The 22290-nt window shown below is 36.7% G+C and carries 16 protein-coding genes and 2 pseudogenes; 10 read left to right on the top strand and 8 right to left on the bottom strand.

Going from position 1 to position 22290, the window contains the following annotated elements; genetic code table 11:
• The first annotated feature begins 41 nt into the window (after nucleotides 1-41).
• On the top strand, nucleotides 42-1295 hold the full coding sequence (locus IPH52_09500) for a histidine--tRNA ligase (GenBank protein ID MBK7055274.1): 1254 nt from the start codon (nucleotides 42-44) through the stop codon (nucleotides 1293-1295).
• The gene (locus IPH52_09495) at nucleotides 1292-1813 is read left to right on the top strand and encodes a phosphatase PAP2 family protein (protein ID MBK7055273.1); all 522 of its coding nucleotides are present in this window, start codon (nucleotides 1292-1294) and stop codon (nucleotides 1811-1813) included. Before IPH52_09500 ends, IPH52_09495 begins: the two co-directional genes overlap by 4 nt.
• An 88-nt stretch (nucleotides 1814-1901) precedes the next feature.
• Here the strand turns inward: IPH52_09495 and IPH52_09490 are convergent, their stop codons facing one another.
• The 5 genes and pseudogenes from IPH52_09490 to IPH52_09470 all read right to left on the bottom strand — a co-directional run bounded on the left by IPH52_09490 (nucleotide 1902) and on the right by IPH52_09470 (nucleotide 7358).
• On the bottom strand, nucleotides 1902-3545 hold the full coding sequence (locus tag IPH52_09490; protein MBK7055272.1) for an ABC-F family ATPase: 1644 nt from the start codon (nucleotides 3543-3545) through the stop codon (nucleotides 1902-1904).
• 39 nt (nucleotides 3546-3584) lie between these two features.
• A pseudogene (locus tag IPH52_09485) lies at nucleotides 3585-4758 on the bottom strand (hypothetical protein).
• A 155-nt stretch (nucleotides 4759-4913) separates the two neighbouring features.
• Nucleotides 4914-5606 carry a hypothetical protein gene (locus IPH52_09480; protein ID MBK7055271.1) on the bottom strand — a complete coding sequence of 231 codons (693 nt, stop codon included), beginning with the start codon at nucleotides 5604-5606 and terminating at the stop codon, nucleotides 4914-4916.
• A gap of 46 nt (nucleotides 5607-5652) precedes the next feature.
• A complete protein-coding gene (gene truA, locus IPH52_09475; protein MBK7055270.1) occupies nucleotides 5653-6468 on the bottom strand; it encodes a tRNA pseudouridine(38-40) synthase TruA in 816 nt (271 codons plus the stop codon).
• Nucleotides 6469-6470: 2 nt separating this feature from the next.
• Nucleotides 6471-7358 carry a DUF2225 domain-containing protein gene (locus tag IPH52_09470; GenBank protein ID MBK7055269.1) on the bottom strand — a complete coding sequence of 296 codons (888 nt, stop codon included), beginning with the start codon at nucleotides 7356-7358 and terminating at the stop codon, nucleotides 6471-6473.
• Between the two features lie 402 nt (nucleotides 7359-7760).
• Here IPH52_09470 and IPH52_09465 point away from each other — a divergent pair.
• The 8 genes and pseudogenes from IPH52_09465 (at nucleotide 7761) to IPH52_09430 (ending at nucleotide 17666) form a co-directional block, all read left to right on the top strand.
• A pseudogene (locus tag IPH52_09465) lies at nucleotides 7761-8837 on the top strand (hypothetical protein).
• A 275-nt stretch (nucleotides 8838-9112) separates the two neighbouring features.
• Nucleotides 9113-9937, top strand: a complete 825-nt coding sequence (locus IPH52_09460) for a 1-acyl-sn-glycerol-3-phosphate acyltransferase (GenBank protein MBK7055268.1) — start codon at nucleotides 9113-9115, stop codon at nucleotides 9935-9937.
• Complete coding sequence (locus IPH52_09455) at nucleotides 9934-11943, top strand: acetyl-CoA carboxylase biotin carboxylase subunit (protein ID MBK7055267.1); 2010 nt, start codon at nucleotides 9934-9936, stop codon at nucleotides 11941-11943. The genes IPH52_09460 and IPH52_09455 overlap by 4 nt, the downstream gene beginning before the upstream one ends.
• Before the next feature lie 25 nt (nucleotides 11944-11968).
• The gene (locus tag IPH52_09450; protein MBK7055266.1) at nucleotides 11969-12631 is read left to right on the top strand and encodes a hypothetical protein; all 663 of its coding nucleotides are present in this window, start codon (nucleotides 11969-11971) and stop codon (nucleotides 12629-12631) included.
• 391 nt (nucleotides 12632-13022) lie between these two features.
• Nucleotides 13023-13358 carry a methylated-DNA--[protein]-cysteine S-methyltransferase gene (locus IPH52_09445; protein ID MBK7055265.1) on the top strand — a complete coding sequence of 112 codons (336 nt, stop codon included), beginning with the start codon at nucleotides 13023-13025 and terminating at the stop codon, nucleotides 13356-13358.
• Nucleotides 13355-14149, top strand: a complete 795-nt coding sequence (thiD, locus tag IPH52_09440) for a bifunctional hydroxymethylpyrimidine kinase/phosphomethylpyrimidine kinase (protein ID MBK7055264.1) — start codon at nucleotides 13355-13357, stop codon at nucleotides 14147-14149. Before IPH52_09445 ends, thiD begins: the two co-directional genes overlap by 4 nt.
• The gene (locus IPH52_09435) at nucleotides 14146-16758 is read left to right on the top strand and encodes a circularly permuted type 2 ATP-grasp protein (protein ID MBK7055263.1); all 2613 of its coding nucleotides are present in this window, start codon (nucleotides 14146-14148) and stop codon (nucleotides 16756-16758) included. Before thiD ends, IPH52_09435 begins: the two co-directional genes overlap by 4 nt.
• On the top strand, nucleotides 16755-17666 hold the full coding sequence (locus IPH52_09430) for a transglutaminase family protein (GenBank protein ID MBK7055262.1): 912 nt from the start codon (nucleotides 16755-16757) through the stop codon (nucleotides 17664-17666). Before IPH52_09435 ends, IPH52_09430 begins: the two co-directional genes overlap by 4 nt.
• Here IPH52_09430 and IPH52_09425 read toward each other — a convergent pair whose 3' ends face one another.
• From IPH52_09425 to IPH52_09415, 3 genes are read right to left on the bottom strand one after another with little or no spacing between them, the layout of a single operon-like run.
• On the bottom strand, nucleotides 17667-18440 hold the full coding sequence (locus IPH52_09425) for a type III pantothenate kinase (protein ID MBK7055261.1): 774 nt from the start codon (nucleotides 18438-18440) through the stop codon (nucleotides 17667-17669).
• A gap of 15 nt (nucleotides 18441-18455) precedes the next feature.
• A complete protein-coding gene (locus tag IPH52_09420) occupies nucleotides 18456-19190 on the bottom strand; it encodes a biotin--[acetyl-CoA-carboxylase] ligase (protein MBK7055260.1) in 735 nt (244 codons plus the stop codon).
• A 2-nt stretch (nucleotides 19191-19192) separates the two neighbouring features.
• Nucleotides 19193-22267 (bottom strand): SpoIIE family protein phosphatase, encoded by a 3075-nt coding sequence (locus IPH52_09415; GenBank protein ID MBK7055259.1) that lies wholly within the window; start codon nucleotides 22265-22267, stop codon nucleotides 19193-19195.
• Between the last annotated feature and the right edge of the window lie 23 nt (nucleotides 22268-22290).

Genomic DNA, 22290 nt, shown 5'->3' with positions numbered 1-22290 from the left:
CAGAAAATTACAAAGGCACGCGCGACTTTTATCCCGATGATATGCGGTTTCGTGCGTGGATGTTTGGCGTTATGCGACGCACAGTTCAGCTTTATGGCTATGAAGAATATGATGCTCCGCTTTTAGAATCTTATGATTTGTATAAAGCAAAGACTGGCGAAGAAATTGTTGGTCGTCAACTTTATGACTTCATTGACAAAGGCGAACGGCATGTGGCTATACGCCCCGAAATGACTCCTTCTCTTGCGAGAATGGTTGCAGCGAAGAATCGTGATTTGCCGAAGCCAATTCGATGGTATTCTATTCCTAATCTTTGGAGATACGAAGCACCAGGTCATGGAAGACTACGAGAGCACTGGCAATTAAATGTAGACATCTTTGGAATTAACTCATTCCAGGCAGAAGTCGAAATCATCAAACTCGCTTGCGATATTTTGTTTGCATTCCGCGCACCCAAAGGAAGTTTTAAAGTAAAGATTTCACATCGTAAAATTCTATCTGGATTCTTAAAGAATTCTCTTGGATTAGGCGGTGAATCCGATCAAGCAATTGCCAAGATACTAGACAAAAAAAATAAAATTACAAAAGAAGATTTCGAAACACAGGTAAAAGCGTATTTGCCCGAACCGGACAAGCAGCTTGCCCTTATCTATAAGTATCTAGCTTCTTCTATTCAAAATATTTCTGAAATAGGCGGAATTGAGTCAGATGTTATCACGGATATTAACCGCTTGTTTGACACTCTAGGCAAATTAGGATTAGCCGAATACATAGAATTTGATCCTTCTATCATTCGGGGATTTGATTATTACACAGGATTTATTTTTGAAATCTTCGATACCAATCCAGAAAACAAACGCTCTCTTTATGGCGGGGGAAGATATGATAACTTAATCGGACTTTTTTCCAATGAAGAGCTTTCCGGAATTGGATTTGGGCTAGGTGATGTTACCCTACAAAACTTCTTGAAATCGCATAATTTAATCCCTGATCTCAAAAGACATGCTACTGTATTTATTCCACTTATGGATGATTCCATTTCCGTAGACATATTACAATTAGCCAGTGAATTACGAACAGAAGGAATTGCCTGCGAAGTAATGCTCGAAGCAAAGCAAAAGTTCGGAAAACAACTTGCAATCGCAGAAAAGAAAGGCTATCGTTATGTATTGATTTTAGGTGGCGACGAAATAGCAAAAGGCGTAGCAAATTTAAAAGACTTAGTTTCGGGCGAACAAAAAACACTAAGTAGACAAAGTCTCGCACAAGAACTAAAGAAAGAATTACATCTTTGATTAATAAGCTTATACAAATTGACTTAGCTATCTCTCGGTTCATTCACGATAGAATTAAGAATAAATCTTTGGATAGAGTCCTTTCCAAAATAAATCGCGGAGAAACATTAGGCGTTATTCTAATTGCTTCGTTCTTTTTTTATCCAGAGAATAAATTTTACTGGGTAATTCTCCACGTAGGTTCCGTTACATTTATAGCAGATAGACTTGTGTTATTCTTAAAAAAAACTATTTCTCGCAAACGCCCTCTCATCAAGGTAATGAATAACGAAGACAAAAATCCAGATATGAAACACTCTTTCCCGTCTGCACACGCAGCCAATTCAATGGTATCGATTTTTATTTTAGTGACTGTCTATAACTATTCGCCTTACTTCTTTGCTCTTTCTATATTTGCCGGCATCGGTAGGCTAATCACTCTTCACCACTTCCTGATTGATATTTTAGGTGGTTGGTCGATTGGACTTTTGATTGGTTTATTAAATCTAGGTGTGATGTATTTACTTACAAGCTACTAAGCTAAATAAATTTTTCTCACAAAGCACACAGAGTCCACTGAGAGTATTGATTCTTTTCTCTGTGTAGTCTGTGAGAAAAACACGGATACTACTTATTCTTGGCAAGCATGGAACCACTTGCAGCACGTTTAAAGAACTCTGCACCTTCTTTTTCAAGGTATTCTTCATAGGTTCCTTTGAAGTCGATGACCTGACCGGGGGTAACTTCGATTATCCTTGTAGCAAGAGACGATACAAACTCTCTATCATGACTGACAAATATTACTGTTCCATCAAAAAGAGAAAGGGCATAGTTTAATGCTTCAATGCTTTCTAAGTCTAAGTGGTTAGTAGGCTCATCAAGTGCTAGAACATTTTCCTCTGCCATAATCATGCGAGAAAGAATGAGTCTGGATTTTTCCCCACCTGATAATACACTTGTGCTTTTTTGTGCCATATCGCCACTAAAGAGCATACGACCTAACATACTGCGGATAACGGTTGTATCTGTTCCTGCTGGCGCATAACGGTAAAGCCATTCGATAAGAGTTGCGGCATCTTCTCCAATTCCATCTTTGTGGTCTTGTGGAAAGTAAGAAGCTGACATACTTTGACCATGTTCCACCTTTCCGGTATCAGGCTCTAATTGTTTTAATAAACATTTAAGGAGTGTAGTCTTCCCTACTCCATTCGTTCCGATGATACCGACTTTTTCCCCTTTAGAAATGGAAATGCTTATATCTGTAAATATTGGATTTTCATACTTTTTAGAAATTCCTACTGCATTGATCACATCTTTCCCAAGTGGCTTTGCCATTTTGAAGCGGATATACGGAGATACCCGCGATGAGGGTTTAATCTCGATTTGCCCTGATTTTAATTTATCAATTAACTTTGCACGTGAGGTTGCTTGCTTTGCTTTACTTGCATTGGCACTAAATCGACTTACGAATTCTTGTAAGTCTGCGATTTTTTCTTTCGTGCGTTTGTTATCGTTGATTAATTGCTCGCGTGCCATTGTAGAAGCTTCCATATAATCGTCATAATTTCCTGGATAAACTCTGATTACGTTGTAATCTAAATCAGCTATGTCGGTTGCTATGGAATTAATAAAATGTCTATCGTGGGAGATAACAATCAATACCCCCGTATGGTTTCGTAAAAAATCTTCCAACCATTTAATGGTCTTAATATCAAGGTTATTTGTCGGCTCATCTAAAAGTAATATTTCTGGTTTCTGAAAAAGAACTTGAGCGAGTAACACGCGTAACTTGTAACCGCCTGTAATCTTTGACATGGTTTCTTGGTGTAGGTTAGATGGAATTCCTAAACCTTCCAACAATTCACCGGCATAGCTTTCCGCTTCGTATCCATCCAAGTCAGCATATTTTTCTTCTAGCTCGCTTGCTTTGATTCCTTCTTCTTCAGACATCTCAGGAAGGGAATAAAGTCTGTCTCTTTCTTTGTGAACTTCCCAGAGATCTTTATGACCCATTAGAACTGTATTCATAATGGATTCATTTTCGTATTCATAATGATCTTGCTTTAAAAAGCCGATTCGCATTCCTTTGTCAACGGAAACAACACCCATATGCGGTTGTTCAAGACCCGCTAAGATTTTCAAAAAAGTGGATTTACCACTTCCATTTGCTCCAATGAGACCGTATCTACAGCCTTCTTTGAATTTAATACTTACATCTTCGAATAAAGTTTTCTTTCCGTATCGGATTGTTACGCCAGCAGCACTAATCATAATGCCAGAATTTCTAAGTCTAGTGGCTAGCCAAGCAATTTAAGGGCAGGTTAGATCGACATTGATAGTTTGTCGAAAGGCAAATGGAACTGAAAAAACGACTTCCCGTATAACTTTATCTGGGTAACCATCCACTTTATTGACGTCACCAACGCATTGAAGTTTATACGTCCCTTCATGGATATATTTAATCTTGGAAGTTCCTTGTTGCACAGGGGTAGATGCAAGGGGAAGCTCTGTAAAGAATTCAGTTTCGCCAGCTCTGAAAACATTGTAGTAGTGCGTCAGGGATCTTGTTCCACCTGTAATGAGAAGTGTAGATGCTGTTTCAGGATAGATGATACGTGATCTAGATTGAATATTTCCTCCAGAATCTAGCTCACCCTTGTGTTCGTATCTCCAATCACTAATTCCTATAAAGGTTCGCACAAAACCAAATGTAGTCGTATAAGAATGAACCATTAGATTTTCTTTGATATTCATTCGAACTTCGAGAATATAAGGATCAGCACCACCACGTATTTGCATATCATCCTGACCTGTTTGCAGAGCATGAAAAATCGGAAACATAAACGGAGTCCTTATCGTCTTATCCGCATCTGTTGTTCCCGGGATATAATTGTTTCGAGGAACGATATTTACTCCACCCGTGATGATCGGATTATTATCAAAGAGGGTATTGGTTATTAGCCCTCCATTTTCTCGCCCCCAACCTGTTACAAAATTTCTGAAGTAAACTCCAGATGCATAGTATTTTGTGGGTTGTCCGTCTGATCCGCCACCTGTTATACTTGAGGTAGGATCATTGGATGGAAACTTTACACCTTCTCCGTTAAACAATTGATTGATTAATACGGCAGAAACCTTACTTGTTAATTCACAACTCGTTCCACTAAATGCATAAGGGATCGAACAATAAACCTGTCTCTGCGTTGCAATAAAGTCCCAGTATTTTTTTAGATGCGGCTACTGTTGTTACGCCATAATCCAATCCAACAGCGCTCTGCTGGTATTTAGAAGAAATTCGAATTTCTCCAATATCCATAAAAAAATTTAAACTTGTTGCAGTGGGTAATGCGAATAAGTCGAAGGCTGGATCTCCACCTGCACCAGCGTCCTGTGTATCTTGGTATAACAATCCTGTTCCATTATTATAATCAGCAAATGCAATGGGTGAATCAGTGGCGTAGGTGCCTTTTAATAAAAGCAGCATTCTATTATTAAAAAGAGAACTCAAAGCAGCATAGGGAACACCTTTGTATTTTCCAATGCTTGTTTTTCCATTTGAACAATTCGCTTGAAAAATAAGGACTATAAGTAAAGGCAGAAGAAAAATGCCTCGATTTAATTTATTCTTATTCATGAATTTCATAATAAAAAACTCACCATGAGTGCAAAGTTAAAAAACTCTCCATTCTTTAACTGATATTGGTTTGGTTGCGATAGTCTGTAGTCTCTATCTAAAGGGGAAATATATGGATATTTAGTTGCAGGATCTTTATCTACCCAGAATGTTTCATAGATTACATTATAATCAATCCTTAGACCAATTCTGATTTTGCGCCCGGCAACAAAGCTTACCTCAGTTCCAAGTGTTGACATTGGATCCCATCTACCCGCATTGGCAGGTCTTGCGATTACATAGGCTGCACCACCACCCGCTTTAAAGAAAATGGAAACAGGAAGTTCGAAAGGCAACTTATAACAAAGAGAAGTGTATACGGGTATTGTCAATAAGCCTCTCTCGGTTTGAGAAAGATAATTAGCCATTCCCCCGCCAATCTCAGTATAAAAAACATAAGGCCAGTGAAACCGTGTAAATACTCCGAATCCTAATGTTGTATCTAACACTGTAGCTGTCTGTGAGCCTGGTCTAGGATTTGCTGCTCCAATCCAAAAGCCCACTTCTGGCTTTGCTTTTTCTATCTGTTGAGAAAAAATTTCCGTGCTTGCGGTTAACACAAATAAACCATAGATGAGAAAAGTAAAACGTATATATTTTTGAATTTTGAACACTTCGACTAAGCTCAGTGCAAGTTTTGAATTTTGAATTAAAGGCATAATTGTAACGAAAAAATAAAACTCATATTCGAATGAGTTTAAAAGATTACGCTCTCTCCGTGGTTTGATAGATTTCTGAATACATTTGATTGATTTCTGGATAATCCCTGTAATACGCTCTTAAAAAATAAAGGCCATAAGGAGGAAGAGTTATACCCGCATTTGTTCTATCCTGTGTTCGTAGAATATCGAGGATATTAGACTTCAGTCTTCCCCTTGCAATATCTAAAAGAGTTCCCACAATGATTCTAACCATATTATGTAAAAAGCCAGTTCCCTTAATTACGATTTTAAATAAATTCTTTAGTTCACTATCTCTTTTGACTTCTATTTTTGTGATTTGTCTTTCAGTAGAATTGTAAGTTTCTAAAACAGATTTTTTTGTGAAACCTGCAAAGTCATGTTTGCCATGTAAAGTCTCAACTTCCCTATGGAGTAGGTCAAAGTCGATATTATTTTTAAACCATAAAACTCGTTCATTTAAAAGTGGATGTGGAGTTCTTGTGTTTAGTATTTTATACTCATATTCTCTTTCTGTGCAAGAAAATCGAGCATGGAATTGATCGGAGATTTCTTTTCCTGCAAGAGCAGAAACATTTCCCCCTACTAATCCATTCAGGGATACCAAAAATTTGTGGTAATTGGGAATTGAACTTGTGCTAGAAAAACTAACTACCATACCTTTTGCATGAACACCAGCATCCGTTCTTCCCGCAGCAACTAATGTAATATCTTCTCGAAGTATGAGCGAAATCACATCTTCGAGTTTTTCTTGAACTGTGATTTGCTTTGCACTTTTTTGCTTTTGAAATCCGTTAAACCGAGGACCATCATACTCTAAAATTAAAACAGTTCTCGGCAAGCCTACTTTTCTCCTCCCAGGGATTCGATCAGTTTAGCCAGTTCATCATAGAGTTCCTTTGCCATATCTAGAATAGCAGAAGGCTTTGACTTGGAAGATTTTCCAGATCCGTATAGTTTTGCAAGCATGCGCTTTGACTTTGCAAGAAGCTTTACTCGCTCATCTGGAATTTCTGACATCATATCTCTAAATTTCATTGTGAGGTAGGCATTTAGATATATAACCCCATCAAATCCCCAGTTGTTGTCTGTATCAGGACCTAAAATAGGCGCCGCTGAATCGACAGGCTCTTGACCAGTTTGCATAATATCTAAAGTCAGCCCATACCAAGAAGCAGCTTTTTGGTATAAAGTATCGCGAACTCTATCATAGCCCAAAGCTGGAAATTCAGTATGCAAATCATCAAAATACCAAGCCGCTTTTAAAGCACATACCGCTTTTTTGGGAGTCGGCGCATCCTTAGGGGATCGATTTTGATAGGAGTCGATTGCTAGTAAAAAGGCACCCGCCCCTGTGATTAGGTTGCGCTCTGCAGAAAAATCAAGTGGACCAAGAATTTTTTCAATATTTACTTTCCTGTCGCCAGATTGGGATTTCATTCGATCCAAATCGGGTCCTACAAGTAAACTCCAATCTTTTGGGAAGGAAGCATAAAGGCACTTTGGACAAACAACGATAACATAATCATTCGGATTGATGCGCCCGTATTTTTTATTTTTTTCGTATAGTCGCCTAAGTTCCTTTGTAAGCTTACCTGCAATTAAACGACCCCCACCTTGGAACATTTGCTCTCTTTGGTGAATGGTGTCGCAAACTGGACATACACTATTGTCTTTGGAACGAAAGGAGGCTTTCTTAAGTGGTTCAACTTTTGTACTTACAGGTGGCATTTATATAAAATTCCTCTCAAATAAACATTCATTTATATCCTAATAAATGTCAATCTATAATACTGAACGCTAAAATCAATCGCACATTTCTCACTCTAAAGAATGCGTTCGGTTATCCCAAACCTACTCCAAATAAATCCTTCCGGGAAATTATTTTTGTCATTTGGTGTATACTTGAAATCCGATACTAGTATGGACAGGTTTTAAACTACTTATACCATTTCTCAAAAAGAATTGTTTTTACTTTATAGAACAAGCTGAAGTGGTCTATACTGATTCATTTTTATATAGTTTTGAGATACTATTAAATAGAATCAATATATATTATTCTTCTTGAACTTTAAAGGTAATCATAAGAGTTTAGTACAAGCTTCATATAGACTAACAGGCATAGGACAGACAATGAAAAAAATCATCATATCTCTTACATTAATCTTCGGATTCCAATCTCTTTTCGCAGAGCCAATTATGAGTAAAGCATACCAGAAACGTGTAGAATTACTCGGCTATCTGAGAACCCTTGAGCCCATCGTTAAAAATTATCGCGGTAGCGATAAAGATGGAAAGCCGGCTTTATTGAAAGCAGAAGCAGGTAAAGAGGGAGAAAGAGTTAAACGTTACAGCGAAATCAAGAAGCTTTTCCAAGAAGGATTAACCGATTATTTCGAAGGCGATTATTCCAATTCTTATAGAAGATTCTTAGAGGCTCAAGTAGATACAGAACAACTCTTAGAAGAAATTTCTGAATTCTACATTGAAGGCACTGCTGAAATTCTAAAAGCTGCTGTATTTATTAAAGATGCTAAAGACTACGAAGATCCCGCTTTTGATGCAAAAGAAGGTAACAAGAAAGTAGGCGATAGTTTAAAAGATGTAGATAGAGAACTTGTTGATATCAGCGTTGAATACGGAAGAGGCTCTAAGAACGTTGGAGAGTTTCGTGAAAACAGAGAAGCTCCTTATGTTAGCCGCCAATATGATGCAAAAGAATATCACTTTGCCACAAACAAATATGCTATCGAGCAAAACACTGAAGCAGGTTACAAAGCGTTAGGGCAAGCAAAGAAAGCAAGAATCGAAGCTCTCAAAATTGAACGTAACTTAGAAAGACATCAAAAATTACAACCTGCCCATAGAAAGTTCAGAATTGAAAAATATATGGATGTGATTGCAAGATGTAGAGACGCAAGAGAAGCTGCTATCAATCTATTCAAGCTTAAATACCCATACGATAACTACTACCTTCAAAAAGACGACAAAACAACTTTGGGTAAAATCGTATTAACCGATGCAAAGGGAGAAGAGACAGTTGCGGATAAAGGCAAATCTATGAATTACAGACTTAATCCTCATGTATTACCAAAAAGCATCAATCCAGTATATGACAGACGAATTCCAGAAAGATACAGAAGAGATGCATCTGACCTTTTAGGTAAAGTCTACGAAGAAGAAGTAGAAGAAAATGTTCAACTTAAATTTACTGACATGAATCATGTGAATGCTGATTTAAAAAGACAGTTAATCAATGAAACATTGGTTGTAGAAGACGGTAAAGATTCTCCTAAAGGAAGTAGCGATACTAAACCAGCAACACCTGCACCGGCTAAACAGTAGTAAACGACATTTCAATTTCGCTCAATGTCCAGACATTTTCGTTCTTGAGCATTATGCCGCGACCTCAAGGAAGTGGCATTGACTTTTTTCGAAGGAAAACATAAAAGAAGACAGGTTTAAAACCTGTCTCTACAATTCTTATGGCAACTTTAAATCCTTACAAATATCTAAAACAAAATCTAGGTGATCAATCGCAAGATTATCACTGGCTAATCGTTAGAACCTACATGGAAGCTCTTATCGTAATCTTCACAAGAGCAAAATGGATTCTACTAAAAGGAGTATTCTATTCTTTTATCAACAAAGAAAAGAAAGCTTATGCTTTTTTAGATGGCTCGTGGCATTGGGGCGACAAGATGATTAAGGTCACTCAAACCAATTTACTTTTAGCAAATGAAATTAAAATTCCAGAAAAAAATCATATGATTTTTGTGAATCATGTGAACGAATTGGATTTTCCATTTGATTGCTTTGTAATTAAAAAACCTTATCTTGCTAACCAGCAAATCAAGAGTAGCTACTTCGCCTATTGGTGGATGAAGGCAATGGGCTCCGAGGTATTTGACACAACGCACGCTAGAACTATTTCAAAATCAGTGCATAATTTAGTGAGTGGTTTGAAAATGTATAGCTACATTGTTTATCCAGAAGGCCATAATTCTTATAATGAAGAAATTAAACCTCTTAAAAAAGGAATGATCAAAGTTGCGTTTGAACATAAAATTCCCGCGGTAGTTGTTTTGAAATCAGGAATTACAAAATTTCAAACTCAGCAAAAGGGAAATGTTATTGGCTATAAATTAGCAGGCACCGTTGATCCAAATCAATTTAAGACATGGGAAGAAATGAAAGATCATGTATTTAAATTGATGACAGATGAAAAAAAAGCTTTAGATGAATTCGTCACAAAGAATTCCGCAAGCCCAAATAACTCAGTGAATGCTTCACTCAGTAAAAATGCATGAAGATCAAGCGGTTACTCATTGCTAACCGTGGCGAGATTGCAATTCGAATCATTCGAACTTGTAAAAAGCTAAATATTCATTCAATATGCGTTTACTCAGAAGCAGATACAGATAGTGCCTTTGTCAAATTAGCTGATGAAGCCTATCTTATAGGTCAAGCACCGGCTAATGAGTCTTACCTGAATATTCCCAAGATAGTAGAGATATGCAAAAAATCAAATGCTGATGCGGTTCATCCTGGATATGGATTTTTATCAGAACATCCAGGTTTCGCTAAGGCATTAAAAGAAGCAGGAGTCACTTTTATTGGTCCAGCAGTTGAGTCCATTGAGCTAATGGGAGATAAAATTCAATCTAGAATGGCGATGCTAAAAGCAGGAATTCCCGTTGTGCCCGGTTACGATGAAGATGATCAGAGCGACGAACGGTTATTAGCCGAAGCAAAGAAGATTGGATTTCCAGTAATGGTAAAAGCTAGCGCGGGCGGTGGCGGAAAAGGAATGCGTCGTGTTGACAGAGAAGAAGATTTCACAGAAAGTCTTCACTCTGCCAAAAGAGAAGCAAAGAATTTCTTTGCAAATGATACTGTATTTCTTGAAAAATTTGTAACTAATCCGAGACATATTGAATTTCAAGTATTCGGAGACAAACAAGGCAATGCCGTTCATATATTTGAAAGAGATTGTTCCATTCAGAGAAGACACCAAAAGATTATTGAAGAAGCTCCAGCGTTTAATCTTGATAATGCGCTACGCAAGAAAATGGGCGAAGTGGCTGTTCAAGTTGTAAAATCCATCTCTTATGTAGGCGCAGGCACTGTAGAATTTATAGTCAGTGACAAAGGTGAATTCTATTTTATGGAGATGAATACCCGTCTTCAAGTAGAGCACCCTGTTACAGAGATGGTAACAGGAATTGATCTTGTCGAATTGCAAATAAAAATTGCAGAAGGCGAATCCATAAATATTGAGCCTAAACTTTTAGGCAAACATTCCATCGAAGTAAGAATTTATGCGGAAGACCCGGAGAATAATTTCCTGCCGTCTACTGGTAGAATTTTATTCTTAGAAAATCCTACTGGCGAGGGAGTTCGACTTGATTCTGGAATAGAGCAAGGCTCTGAAGTTACAATTTACTATGATCCAATGATCGCCAAATTGATAGTAACCGCAAATGATAGAAAGACCTGCATTGATAATCTAATTTCTGCGTTGGATAGATTTGTTTTATTTGGAATAACGACAAATATTTCCTATCTTAAAACAATTCTTTCCCATGAAGAATTCCGAAACGGAAATTTAAATACTGGCTTCATTGATAAATATCTCAAAGACCAAAAGATCGAGAATTCTTTCACAGACGAAATAGCTAGTTATGCGCTTGCAATCAATAACCTACTTTTCAAATCCGAATCTGTCCATGAAAAACTATCCGGTTTTCAATTCTGGGACAATAAACTCAGTCCAGCTAAACGCGTCACAATAGAAGTTTCAAAAGATTTGTTAAATGCGAATGCGAAGTTAAAGTATAAAAATAGTTTGTATGATGTTAGCATTCTTTCCTATTTAGAAGAAGAAAATCATTTTAGAATACGAACTACTATTTCTAACAAGACAAATTCAACCGAAAAAGAAATCCTAATTCCTAAAAGCATGAATGGGAATCGCTTTGTAACCTCTACTAACGATGCTATTTTATTTTTCCAGTATGGGCTAAGAACATTTATCCACTACAAAGGCGAATCTTTTGTCTTTAAAACAGAACAACAGGCTTCTTCGAGTGCGGTTAATAACTCTAACTCTTTCACAAGCCCAATGCCCGGAAAGGTCATCCAGATTTTTGTAAAAGAAAAAGACTTAGTCAAAGCAGGCGACACTCTCGCTATCGTAGAAGCCATGAAAATGGAAAACGCAATCAAATCCCACAAAGACTGTGAGATAACTGAGATTTGCTGCAAGCCAGGTGATTTAGTGAGACAAGAAGATGTGCTCATTCGCGTGAAGTAGTTTCTAAAATTATGAATGTTGAATTATGAATTTTAAATGGGCTTCAAAGTTAAATCAAAGCAATAAACAAATCATAATTATTATTCTAATATTTTCTTTTATTTATTCACAATGCAAAACAATAGAACCGAAATATTTAAAAATAAATCCTCCAAATATTGATTCATTAAAGGTAGATGTAAAATCACAAGGAACTTTATCTTTGGTGTTGGATAATACCGAGTTACCAAACAAAGAGGAAATAAATGTTAATCTTTGCATTTCAAAGACATTTGTTGAATTCAATGATTGTTGGGAAATTCAAAACGTGTCTTTCGGAAGGTTGGTCGCGAATAAGACTGTATCTGCTTTGCTTTCTGATGGATTCTATACTATTTATTTGAAAATTGAAGTTCCATCATGGCGAATAGAAAAAAAAGCTAACGCTTACTTTACGGCAAATGATTCGAAAGAAATCCAAATTGACTCTATGGGAAACTGCTCTAAGAAGATTGATTTTTGGCGCCTGGAATTTAGATGTGATCCAATTATAATCAAAACAAAAAAAGTAACTGAAATAAAAATTAAACTAAAGGACAAACTGGAAATATTTCCTGAATCTTTCCTAATTGCAATGTTAACACTAGGCTTTGTTTCAACTCCATCAACACTACAACAAATGGATATTATAGTTTCGGAAAGTAATTAGGGGTTATTGCAACCAATTTGAATAATCACCTTTCATTGACCAAACGGAGGCACTCGAACGGCTAATATCGATGAGCCGGACATTAAACAATTCTCAAAAGAACTTGTTTTAGTTTTGAAGAAGTAAAGAATTTTCCGACCTGTAGCGTTAGCGATCGAACGGGGTCAATTATTTGCTTGGTTCGATAAATTTTACGTTTTTACTGTGTTCGTTATTTGGTGCTTATCGCTTGCAAATAATTGACCAGAGTGAGAGCGCGGCGGCGATTGTGCTATGTAGGGAACGGTTTCAAACCGTTCCCTACGACGATTGCTTTCGCCGCAACGCCCAGAAAATTTTTTTTAATGACAATTGGTTTGCAAATTGCATAACTATTCTTGTGAAAAAGAAAATTTCTGCTCCACTTAAAGAATCCTTTTATGCAAAGGTTTATGAAGCAGTGAAAAAAATTCCTAAAGGCAAAGTTGTAACCTATGGACAGATTGCAAATATTTTAGGCTCACCTAGGGCAGCAAGAGCGGTCGGCTATGCCTTGAATGCTTTGAAAAAGGACGATCTTCAGGCAGTTCCCTGGCAGAGAGTCATCAATGCAAAAGGTGAAATTTCTTTTAAAGGGGACACAATTCGTGCAAACTTACAAAGAAAACTGCTTGAACAAGAAGGGATTGTGTTTAATGTTGTAGCACAAATTGACTTATCCCGTTATGGCTGGTTGCAAAAAAAATGAATGATTACCCTATTGCATTAACAATCGCAGGCTCTGATTCTGGTGGAGGCGCTGGAATACAAGCAGACTTAAAAACTTTTCTGACCCATTCTGTTTTCGGAACCTCAGTTCTCACCTGTATAACAGCACAAAATCCCGGTGGAGTTAGTGGCATACAAGAAATATCCACTGATATGGTAGAAAAACAACTTAAAGCAGTTACCGGTTACTTTCCAGTAGCCGCAGTTAAGACTGGAATGCTTTTCTCTAAAGAAATCATTGATACTGTTGCTAGTTTTTTTAAAGGCAACGATTACAAAATCGTTGTTGATCCTGTCATGGTTGCGACTAGTGGTGCTAAACTTTTGAAAGACGATGCAATTGAATCAATGAAAAAAAACCTTATACCTATTGCATCGTTGTTTACTCCTAATCTTGACGAAGGAGGAATTTTAATTAATGAGAAAATTTCTTCTGAGAAAGAAATGGAAAGTGGTACAAGAAAACTTTTTGACTCTTATGGTGTTCCCGTTCTTTTAAAAGGAGGACATCTGGGTAATTCCGAGTATGCGGTAGATTTCTTTTTTAATGGAAAGACTATGTATCCACTCAGCTCTAAGTTTGTAAAAGAATTTAATCCTCATGGAACAGGTTGCACTTATTCTGCGGCGATTACTTCTAATTTGGCGAAGGGCATGAGTTTAGTTGAATCAATTAGTCTTGCTAAGTATTATATTTTTGAAGCAATTTCTCAGTCTTATACTTTAGGTAGAACAAATACACTCAATCATAATCCAATTACAATCAAATGAATCTACAAACCAACTTAGAACAATCCAATTCTTTCTCTTTAAATCGTAAGCCTAAGGAATCTTTCAGTGAAGTAAGACCGAAAGATTCTAGCTCGAAGTATCGACCAGAATATTCAGAAATACTTCCTATGCTTGAATCACAAAGTGTAGATCGTCTTCGGTCTATTAACAAAAGAATTGAATTTGTTTTAAAAGAGCAAGGTATTACATTCGGTGAAAGCAGAAAAGGAAATTATGTAGAGCGCCCCTGGTATCTCGATTTAATTCCTCATATCATCAACGAAGCCGAGTTTGCGATTGTTGAGAAAGGAGTTAAACAACGATTACTCGCTCTGAATAAATTTCTTTTGGATATTTACTCAGATAGAAAAATTCTAAAAGAGAAACGAATTCCAAAGGAAATTATCCTGGGTGATCCTAATTATTTACGCGACTGTCAGGGAGTAAAAGTTCCGCATGATATTTATTTGCATATTGGGGCTTTTGATATTGTTCGCAATTCAGATGGTAATTTTCAAATCATAGATGATAACGTTACAATTCCAAGTGGAATTAGTTATGCGATGACGAACCGTCAAGTGCTGCGTCAACAATTTCCAAATATATTTGAGAAAACATCTATCAAACAAATTTGGGATACAACGCCTGTTATGCTGAGCATCTTAAAAGAATGCGCACCCAAGCAAGACAATAACCCAATGGTTGTTTTACTTTCTCCCGGTATTTATAACGAAGCTTATAGTGAGCATGAACTACTTGCGAGTAAGATGGGTATACCGCTCGTTCTTCCAAAAGATTTAATTGTAAAAGACAATCATGTGTTCATGAAAACCGTCTACGGCTTATCACGAATAGACGTTATCTATAGAAGAATTCAAGATTATTACATTGATCCAGTTAGTTTTTATCAAGACAGTGTGCTCGGTGTTCCAGGACTTTTTTCTTGTGTGCGTTATGGCAATGTTACAGTTGCTAATGCAATTGGAAGTGGTGTTGCGAGTTCGAAGTGTTTGCTTCCATTTAGCGACGAGATCATTCGTTTTTATCTTTCCGAAGAGCCAATCTTACGATCTGTTACAACTTCTTTATTATTCGAAGAAAAATATATCAACCATGTATTTGCCCATATTGATCACTATGTTATCAAGCCAAAGCAAGGCACTGGCGGTTTCGGCATATTAATCGGTCGAGAGTCTACTAAATCCCAAATCGATGAGATGAAACAAAAAGTTTTAAAGAATCCATTTGAATATGTTGCACAGGAATTAATTCCTCTTTCCAAGGGAAAAGTATTTACTCCCGATGGAGGATTCAAAGAGCGTTATGTGGAAACTCGCTTCTATTCTTTTCTAGGTCATTCTTTTCATTTGAGTAATTGCGCCCTTACGCGTGTTTCTAGAGAAGAATCGTCTCTCATGGTATGCAATGCTATGGGCGGAGGAAGCAAGGATACATGGGTTATGGGGAAAAATGATGTTGTCCACAAGAGAAACGAAGTTCTTTTCCCAAATCGTATTTCTAAAAGTTTAATTCTGAGTCGTGTGGCTGAAAGTTTATTCTGGCTTGGTCGTTATATAAATCGCGGATACACTACAGCCAATGTTTTACAGGTTGCTTATTCATCTGAGATTGACATTTTACTCGGTAGTGAGGATCCCTCTTATACGTCTTTAATTAAGACACTATCGCGCCTAACGGGTTCTCCTGTTAAGAAACTTTTCAAATCTACAGAGCCCTGGCATGTTAGCTTTTTTAAACATGCAGTTGCTGATAGCAAGAATCCATATTCCGTTCGGTCTAATATGAATTATGCGATGAACAATGCGCGTGAAATTCAAAATTATCTTTCCAACGATATGTGGGTTTCTCTTAAAAAGTTATTAGAGTATTTATCTGAACTACCCGGTAGCGAGAATAGTAGTAATCAAAATATCAGCGTGGATGATTTGTCTGAATGGCTAGTCGGTGTTGTCCACTACTCGCAATCATTCTACGGTGCATCGCTAGATACTTTTTCTAGACAAGATATTTTACAATTCATTCAACTTGGTAGATACATTGAGCATTGCAGTTATATTGTGACTGTTATCAAATCTACTCTACAATTCTTAGTAAAGGCAACGCAGAGTGATGCAGAAGTTCCAAATCTACAACCTTTCATTATTGTGATTTTGAAAATTCTAAATACATATGAAGCATACCAATGGAACTATCAATCCATCTTTGATCCTTATCTTGCTTACAAGATGATGATTACGGATAAAGGATTTAATAATTCACTTGTAAACTCTTTAGATAAAATTAAATCTATTTTAAATACAATAGGAAATGATTCCCTTATTACAATTCCAGAAGAAGAAACCCCAGAATATATTTGTGATATTTTAATCAGTCGAGCCTTTTCATTTGACCTAAAGGATAATCTGAGTAAAACGCACGAAGCAGAAAAGAAAATTAAAAAGCAAGAGCATTTTTTATATGCAAAGGATGAAGTGAAGCCTGGATATTGGGCAGCTCATTTAAAAGCCGGAATTGAACTTCTGGGAAACAAAATTATGGATAGATATAGCAATATATCTTCTCCAACTCCATTTACGGTGAAACAATGACCCAGAGATACACAATCATTCACACAACAAAATATTCCTACGATTATGAGGCTTCGGAGTCTTATTCGCAGATTAAAATTTCTCCACTTGAAACTCTATGTCAGAGCGTAAATGCTCATTGGCTAGAATTGAACCCAGATGTTCCGACTTATTCGCATAGAGATTATTTTGGAAATCTAGTTCACGAGTTCTCCGTTCCATTTCGCCATAGTTATCTTGAAATTGTTGCCAAGAGCGACGTTACACTGTTTGCCCCTTCTCATGAACCATTAAATTCTTTAATGAAAATAAAAGATGCACGCGATTGGTTTGATAGATACCAATTAGAGTTTTATGATTTCATTAACACTTCATCGTTTGTTCCTATCACCCAAGAAGTAAGAAACTTTGCACGTAAGATTTTAGATCCAGATAGAAGACTTGCAGAAGCAATTATGGATTTAAATGAAGTATTCACAAAGCATTTTAAATATAAAACAGGCTCGACTAATATCAATACCCCAATTGATGAAGTCATTCAGAAGCGAATGGGTGTTTGCCAGGACTTTGCTCATACAATGATTGCCGCACTTCGCAGTGTTGGTGTTGCGGCACGATACGTTAGTGGTTATATCGAAAGCTATGACCCAAATTCTAAAATGCCAGAGATGGTTGGAGCAGAGCAAAGCCATGCTTGGCTGGACGTATATATTCCTGAGTTCTCTTGGTTTGGTGTAGATCCGACTAACAACATGATATCCTCAGAAAAGCATATGCGTGTAGCTATCGGTCGTGACTTTCATGATGTTTCGCCGGTTCGCGGAACGTTCAAAGGATCAGGAAGGCAGTCTCTAGAAGTAGATGTTAAAATGCGTCGTGCTGAAAATAAAGAAACTACGATGCAGGCTACTTTGCAGAAGCCTTCTTAATTACCGATTCATTTCAAACAAAATCTTCAAGCCTTTAAGTGTAAGAAGCGGATCCACTGTATCGAGTAAACCTTTTCGTGAGTTGTGGATAGTTGTGATTAGCCCACCAGTGCCGATCACTTTGTAGTCTTCGCCATATTCATACTTAATTTCTTTGATGATTCCTTCGAGTAGTCCAACCCATCCGTAATAAAATCCAGATTGTAAGGATTCAATGGTAGAGTCGCCCAGAACTTTTTTGGGAGTTTGAAATACGATAGGCGGTAGTTGCGCAGTATTACGAATCAGAGAGTCCATTGCAATCTTGAGTCCCGGAGCAATGAGCCCTCCTACATATTCATTCTTTTCATTCAGAACGCAGAAGGTAGTTGCAGTTCCCATATCGATGATGATTTTTCTTCCGCCATAAAGTTTAACAACAGCGGCAGTATTTACTAATCTATCTGCGCCAATCTCGAAGGGACGGGGATAAGTAATCGTAAAAGGCAACTTCGTATTAACCGTTACATTAATAGGATCAACCTTAAACCAATCTTCTAGCATTCTAGAAACGATAGGATTGAATCCCGGAACAACACTTGAGTAGATGGCATGACTAATATTACTTGAGTCAATGTTTTCCTCTTTGAAAAAGCCTTTTAGAAATACACCCAACTCATCTGAGGTTCGGTCTCTTCGTGTAACAGTTCTTTTGTGAAACTTAGGCTCTTCTTCCCCGTTGTAAAATACTCCGAACACTGTGTTTGTATTTCCAACATCTATAACGAGTAACATATCTTTCGCCATAATTTAAACTACCCTGAAATCCGGCCCTGTATCTATTACTGAAACCGTAACTCCATCATCCTTTTTAACGATTAAGAAACCATTTCTATCGTAACCGATTACAATTCCACAGAATTTTTCTTCATTCTGTGTTGTTTCGATTTTTTTATTCTTAAGGAGTGAATGACTATAAATCCAATCAAGTTCTTTTTGTATTAACTCAGTATCGAGTAGGATAAATTCTATTTCATTGATAAATGCAATCAATGAATCAATGATGTTTTTCTTTTGTTCTTTGCCTATTGCGGTTTCGCTTAGGTAATCGCTTGTGGAAAGTTTTTCTTTTCCATAAAGATTAACTCCTACGCCTGCAATGAATGTAGATTTAGAATCAATATATTCCGATTCAATGAGTATACCAGAGACTTTTTTATTTTCTAGGTATATATCATTAGGCCATTTCAATGTGAGTGTATCTGCGAGCTTTGGAAAATGTTTAAGCAAAGTCTTCAAGACAGCACTTCCAATAAATAACGACAGTAGTGGAATAGAGAAATTAGCCCCTACTATATTGAATTTTGCAGAGAAGAAAATCTTTTCTTCTCCTTGAGAGAGCCATTGCCTACCATGCCTACCGCGTCCTGCCGTTTGCTCTTCGGCTAATACCCAGTAACCAACGGGAATTTCCTTCTTCTTGCAATATGTATTTGTGGAATCAACTGTTTGTAGTTGTATTCCACAATCTTTATCGACGAGCAAAACTAAACATTTCCTAGGAAATTTAAAATCTTCTTAGCATTTTGATTGTTCGGATCAAGGGACAATGCTTTTTCTGAATACTCTCTTGCTTCTGCAAAATGACCAGTTAGCCGGTAAAGATCGGAAAGGTTGATTAGATTATTTACATTGTCCGGATGAAGCTCATAAACTTTTCTAGATGCGTCTAGAGATGCCAAGTAATTTCCCATTTTCTTTTGTGACAGAGATAGATAATACCACATCTCTTCCGTATCAGGATCCATTTGCAAATATCTACTGAGAACATCAATAGCTGTTGCATAATCTTTTCCTTTGAAACTAATAAGTCCAAGGAGTTTATTTAACTTTTGATTGTTTTGCTCAACAGAGTAAGCATTCATTAAGACTTCCAAAGCCTTGTTGATATGTCCTTCTTGATAGAGACGTTTACTTTGTTGATATACTTCAGTCACATCAATTTGTAAATCAGCGTCTTCTCTAATTTCAATTTCTTGTTCTTCGATTTTTGCGGTTATTGGCTGTATTAAATCCTGCTGCGCATTTTCACTTACTGCTATAGGCTGAAATTCAACGCGTAAGAAAGACAAATCATCAGTAATCGCGCCACGATTTTTAATCATACTTTCTATTTCGTGGATATCACCTTTTGCTTCTTCCACTATCCCAAGGATAGCAGTTTCATCTTCATTAATTGTTCTAATAGGTTCATTCGGAGTTAAATCAATATCATCCCTTCCATCCGAGCCAAGTATGATTACATCTTCAGGCAATAATTGAAAGCGATAAACTTGAAAAGGAAATTCCGATTCCTGACCAAATTTTCTGAGTAGAAGTTCCTGCTCTATGAAACTTGCACAAGCATCTCTATAAAGAATCATGGCGGGATGTTCTGCGTTAAAATAATACATCTCTCCCGTTTTTTCTTCGATGAGTAAGATCGTAGCAGAGATTACCATTGTTCCGTTGAAGGATTTGAATACAGCATCTACTTCACGGTAAAGTTCTGTTAGCCACTGTTCTGGTGTTACATCTAAGACTCTTTTGTTTGATGCAGATCTAGACATGATTGCATTAATCACAACGCCCATCACAAGAGAGCCTCCAGCACCTTGCATGGACTTACCCATTGCATCGCCATTCATTGCCATCGTATAAACATTGTAATTATCAGGCTTTCCTAGTTTTAAATTTCCAGTGATACAAATATCTCCACCTAAATCAGCAGCTTTATTTCTGAATTCAAATTTTTTCTTCTGATGAATTAAGAAATCTGTGGTAACTGCTTTTGATCTATTTGCATTAAAGAAAAGTGGTTTAGCTAAAAGGGATGTTAAAAAGTAATCACCATCTTGTTGAATCTTCAACTTTTGCACTTCTTCCATTTTCTCTTGCACTTCTTTTGTGCGCTCTTTAACTTTTTCCTCTAAGTTTTCAGCATAATCTTGTAATTCCCTTCTTGCCTGTTTAATAGAAGCAACCATAGAATTGAAAGATTCTGATAGAAAACCAATCTCGTCTTGCACTTTGATTGGAACTTCTATGTCTAGATTTCCTTCATTTACTTTTGTAACACCTTCTAGTAAATCGTTCAATGGTTTTACTAGACTTGAATGAAAGAATTTTGGGAAAAGAAGTAAAATGATAAACGTTGTAACCAAGATAATATAGATTAGCCGCACAGCATTGTGGTGAGTATGATTTCTGTATTCAGCATAAGAGAATCCCACTTCATATCTGACATTGTCCTTTACAAAGTCAAAATGAGTATAAAGGGAACCTGCATCGCGATAAAGACGTTTCATTATAGGTGAGTTTTCTTTTACTAGATTTTCGTTAGCTAGATTTTCATATTGGCGAGATTTTTTATATCTCACTAAAGCCTCATCGTATTCTTCCTCAGTCGGTTTATCTTTATGAATATCCCGCTTATTTTCTTTCATTACCTTTGTAAGAGTTTCCTTTAAAGCAACTTCTTTAAATCTATCTGCACCCTGGTTAATTCCTTGCGCATTTAAAACATCGGGCTTCTTAATAAATTCAATCGTGAAGCTCTTATCGAATACATCAGCCATTGCAGGCTTTAACAATACATATTCAATTTCATCGGGTAATTCATCATATTTTCTATCTAGAATGGAATGCTTGGATCCTAAAATTTGTGCACGTCTTTGGTTATCATAGTCTTCTTCACTTAAGGATAATGTTAAATTGCCTACAAAACCTAGCACTAATAAAACAGTAACAAGGCTAATACCAACTAACTTTACCATGAAAGTCGTTGGTTCCGGTGAATTATTTATAAAGATGACAATGATGGAAAAACAAATTACCAAAGTTACATTCGCATAGATAAGTGCGTATAATTCGTAAGAGAGGATTCCCGATTTATTCAATAAGTTTGAAACTGCAATAATTAAAAGAAGCAAAAAAGAATTAACAAAGCTTTTTATCGCAGTTGCTTTTTTTCCTTTAGGATTAAAGAATTTAATCCAACCTACTATGAAGCGTGTAAAATAAAACCGAGGATACAAAAAAAACTTTTCTGGCTTTCTTAACCAAACAGAAAACATTCCATTGTAATCAGAATAAAAAATTGTCTTTCTTATTAAAACCGAAATAGGCCAGAGTTGAGACAATAGAATAATAACTGCCGTTCTCGCGCCGTAGTCAAATGTGTAAAAATGAGCCGTAAAGTTAAATACTTTTTCCATTTTTTGAGTGCTAAAAATAAACTCAAAGTAAGCTAGTGCAATAACAACAAACCATAGAGGTATAATAATTTTAGCTTCTCTCGGATTGTCTAGTTTTGGATAAAAATAGGAAAAAACAATTAATCCAGAATTTCCAAACAAAGCTATCATGGTAAAATAACGGTGATAAGCCCCCCAGGAATCGCTCACAGTATAAGCCATAAAATACCCGAAAAGCATAAACGCAAAGCCCGTAAACATTCCCCATAAGCCCCATGTTGGAACAGTTTTGTTTTTTTGGGTTAATAAAAATAAACTCAAAATACACTGGATAAGAAAGGTGATAAAAACACCGATAGAATGGTAGGATACATTTAGCCAGGTCATTTATTCTTTTTCCTTAAATTTTA

The organism is Leptospiraceae bacterium (assembly GCA_016708435.1).
Lineage (GTDB): Bacteria > Spirochaetota > Leptospiria > Leptospirales > Leptospiraceae > UBA2033.
This window is presented reverse-complemented; position numbering and strand designations above follow the sequence as displayed.

Bases quoted from the DNA above. Each gene is read 5' to 3' on its own strand.
- IPH52_09460 (MBK7055268.1), top strand. From the start codon at position 9,113: ATGGCAACTTTAAATCCTTACAAATATCTAAAACAAAATCTAGGTGAT.
- IPH52_09480 (MBK7055271.1), bottom strand. From the start codon at position 5,606: ATGCCTTTAATTCAAAATTCAAAACTTGCACTGAGCTTAGTCGAAGTG.
- thiD (MBK7055264.1), top strand. From the start codon at position 13,355: ATGAATGATTACCCTATTGCATTAACAATCGCAGGCTCTGATTCTGGT.
- IPH52_09490 (MBK7055272.1), bottom strand. From the start codon at position 3,545: ATGATTAGTGCTGCTGGCGTAACAATCCGATACGGAAAGAAAACTTTA.
- IPH52_09500 (MBK7055274.1), top strand. From the start codon at position 42: ATGCGGTTTCGTGCGTGGATGTTTGGCGTTATGCGACGCACAGTTCAG.
- IPH52_09425 (MBK7055261.1), bottom strand. From the start codon at position 18,440: ATGTTACTCGTTATAGATGTTGGAAATACAAACACAGTGTTCGGAGTA.
- IPH52_09470 (MBK7055269.1), bottom strand. From the start codon at position 7,358: ATGCCACCTGTAAGTACAAAAGTTGAACCACTTAAGAAAGCCTCCTTT.
- IPH52_09430 (MBK7055262.1), top strand. From the start codon at position 16,755: ATGACCCAGAGATACACAATCATTCACACAACAAAATATTCCTACGAT.
- IPH52_09415 (MBK7055259.1), bottom strand. From the start codon at position 22,267: ATGACCTGGCTAAATGTATCCTACCATTCTATCGGTGTTTTTATCACC.
- IPH52_09435 (MBK7055263.1), top strand. From the start codon at position 14,146: ATGAATCTACAAACCAACTTAGAACAATCCAATTCTTTCTCTTTAAAT.
- IPH52_09450 (MBK7055266.1), top strand. From the start codon at position 11,969: ATGAATTTTAAATGGGCTTCAAAGTTAAATCAAAGCAATAAACAAATC.
- IPH52_09455 (MBK7055267.1), top strand. From the start codon at position 9,934: ATGAAGATCAAGCGGTTACTCATTGCTAACCGTGGCGAGATTGCAATT.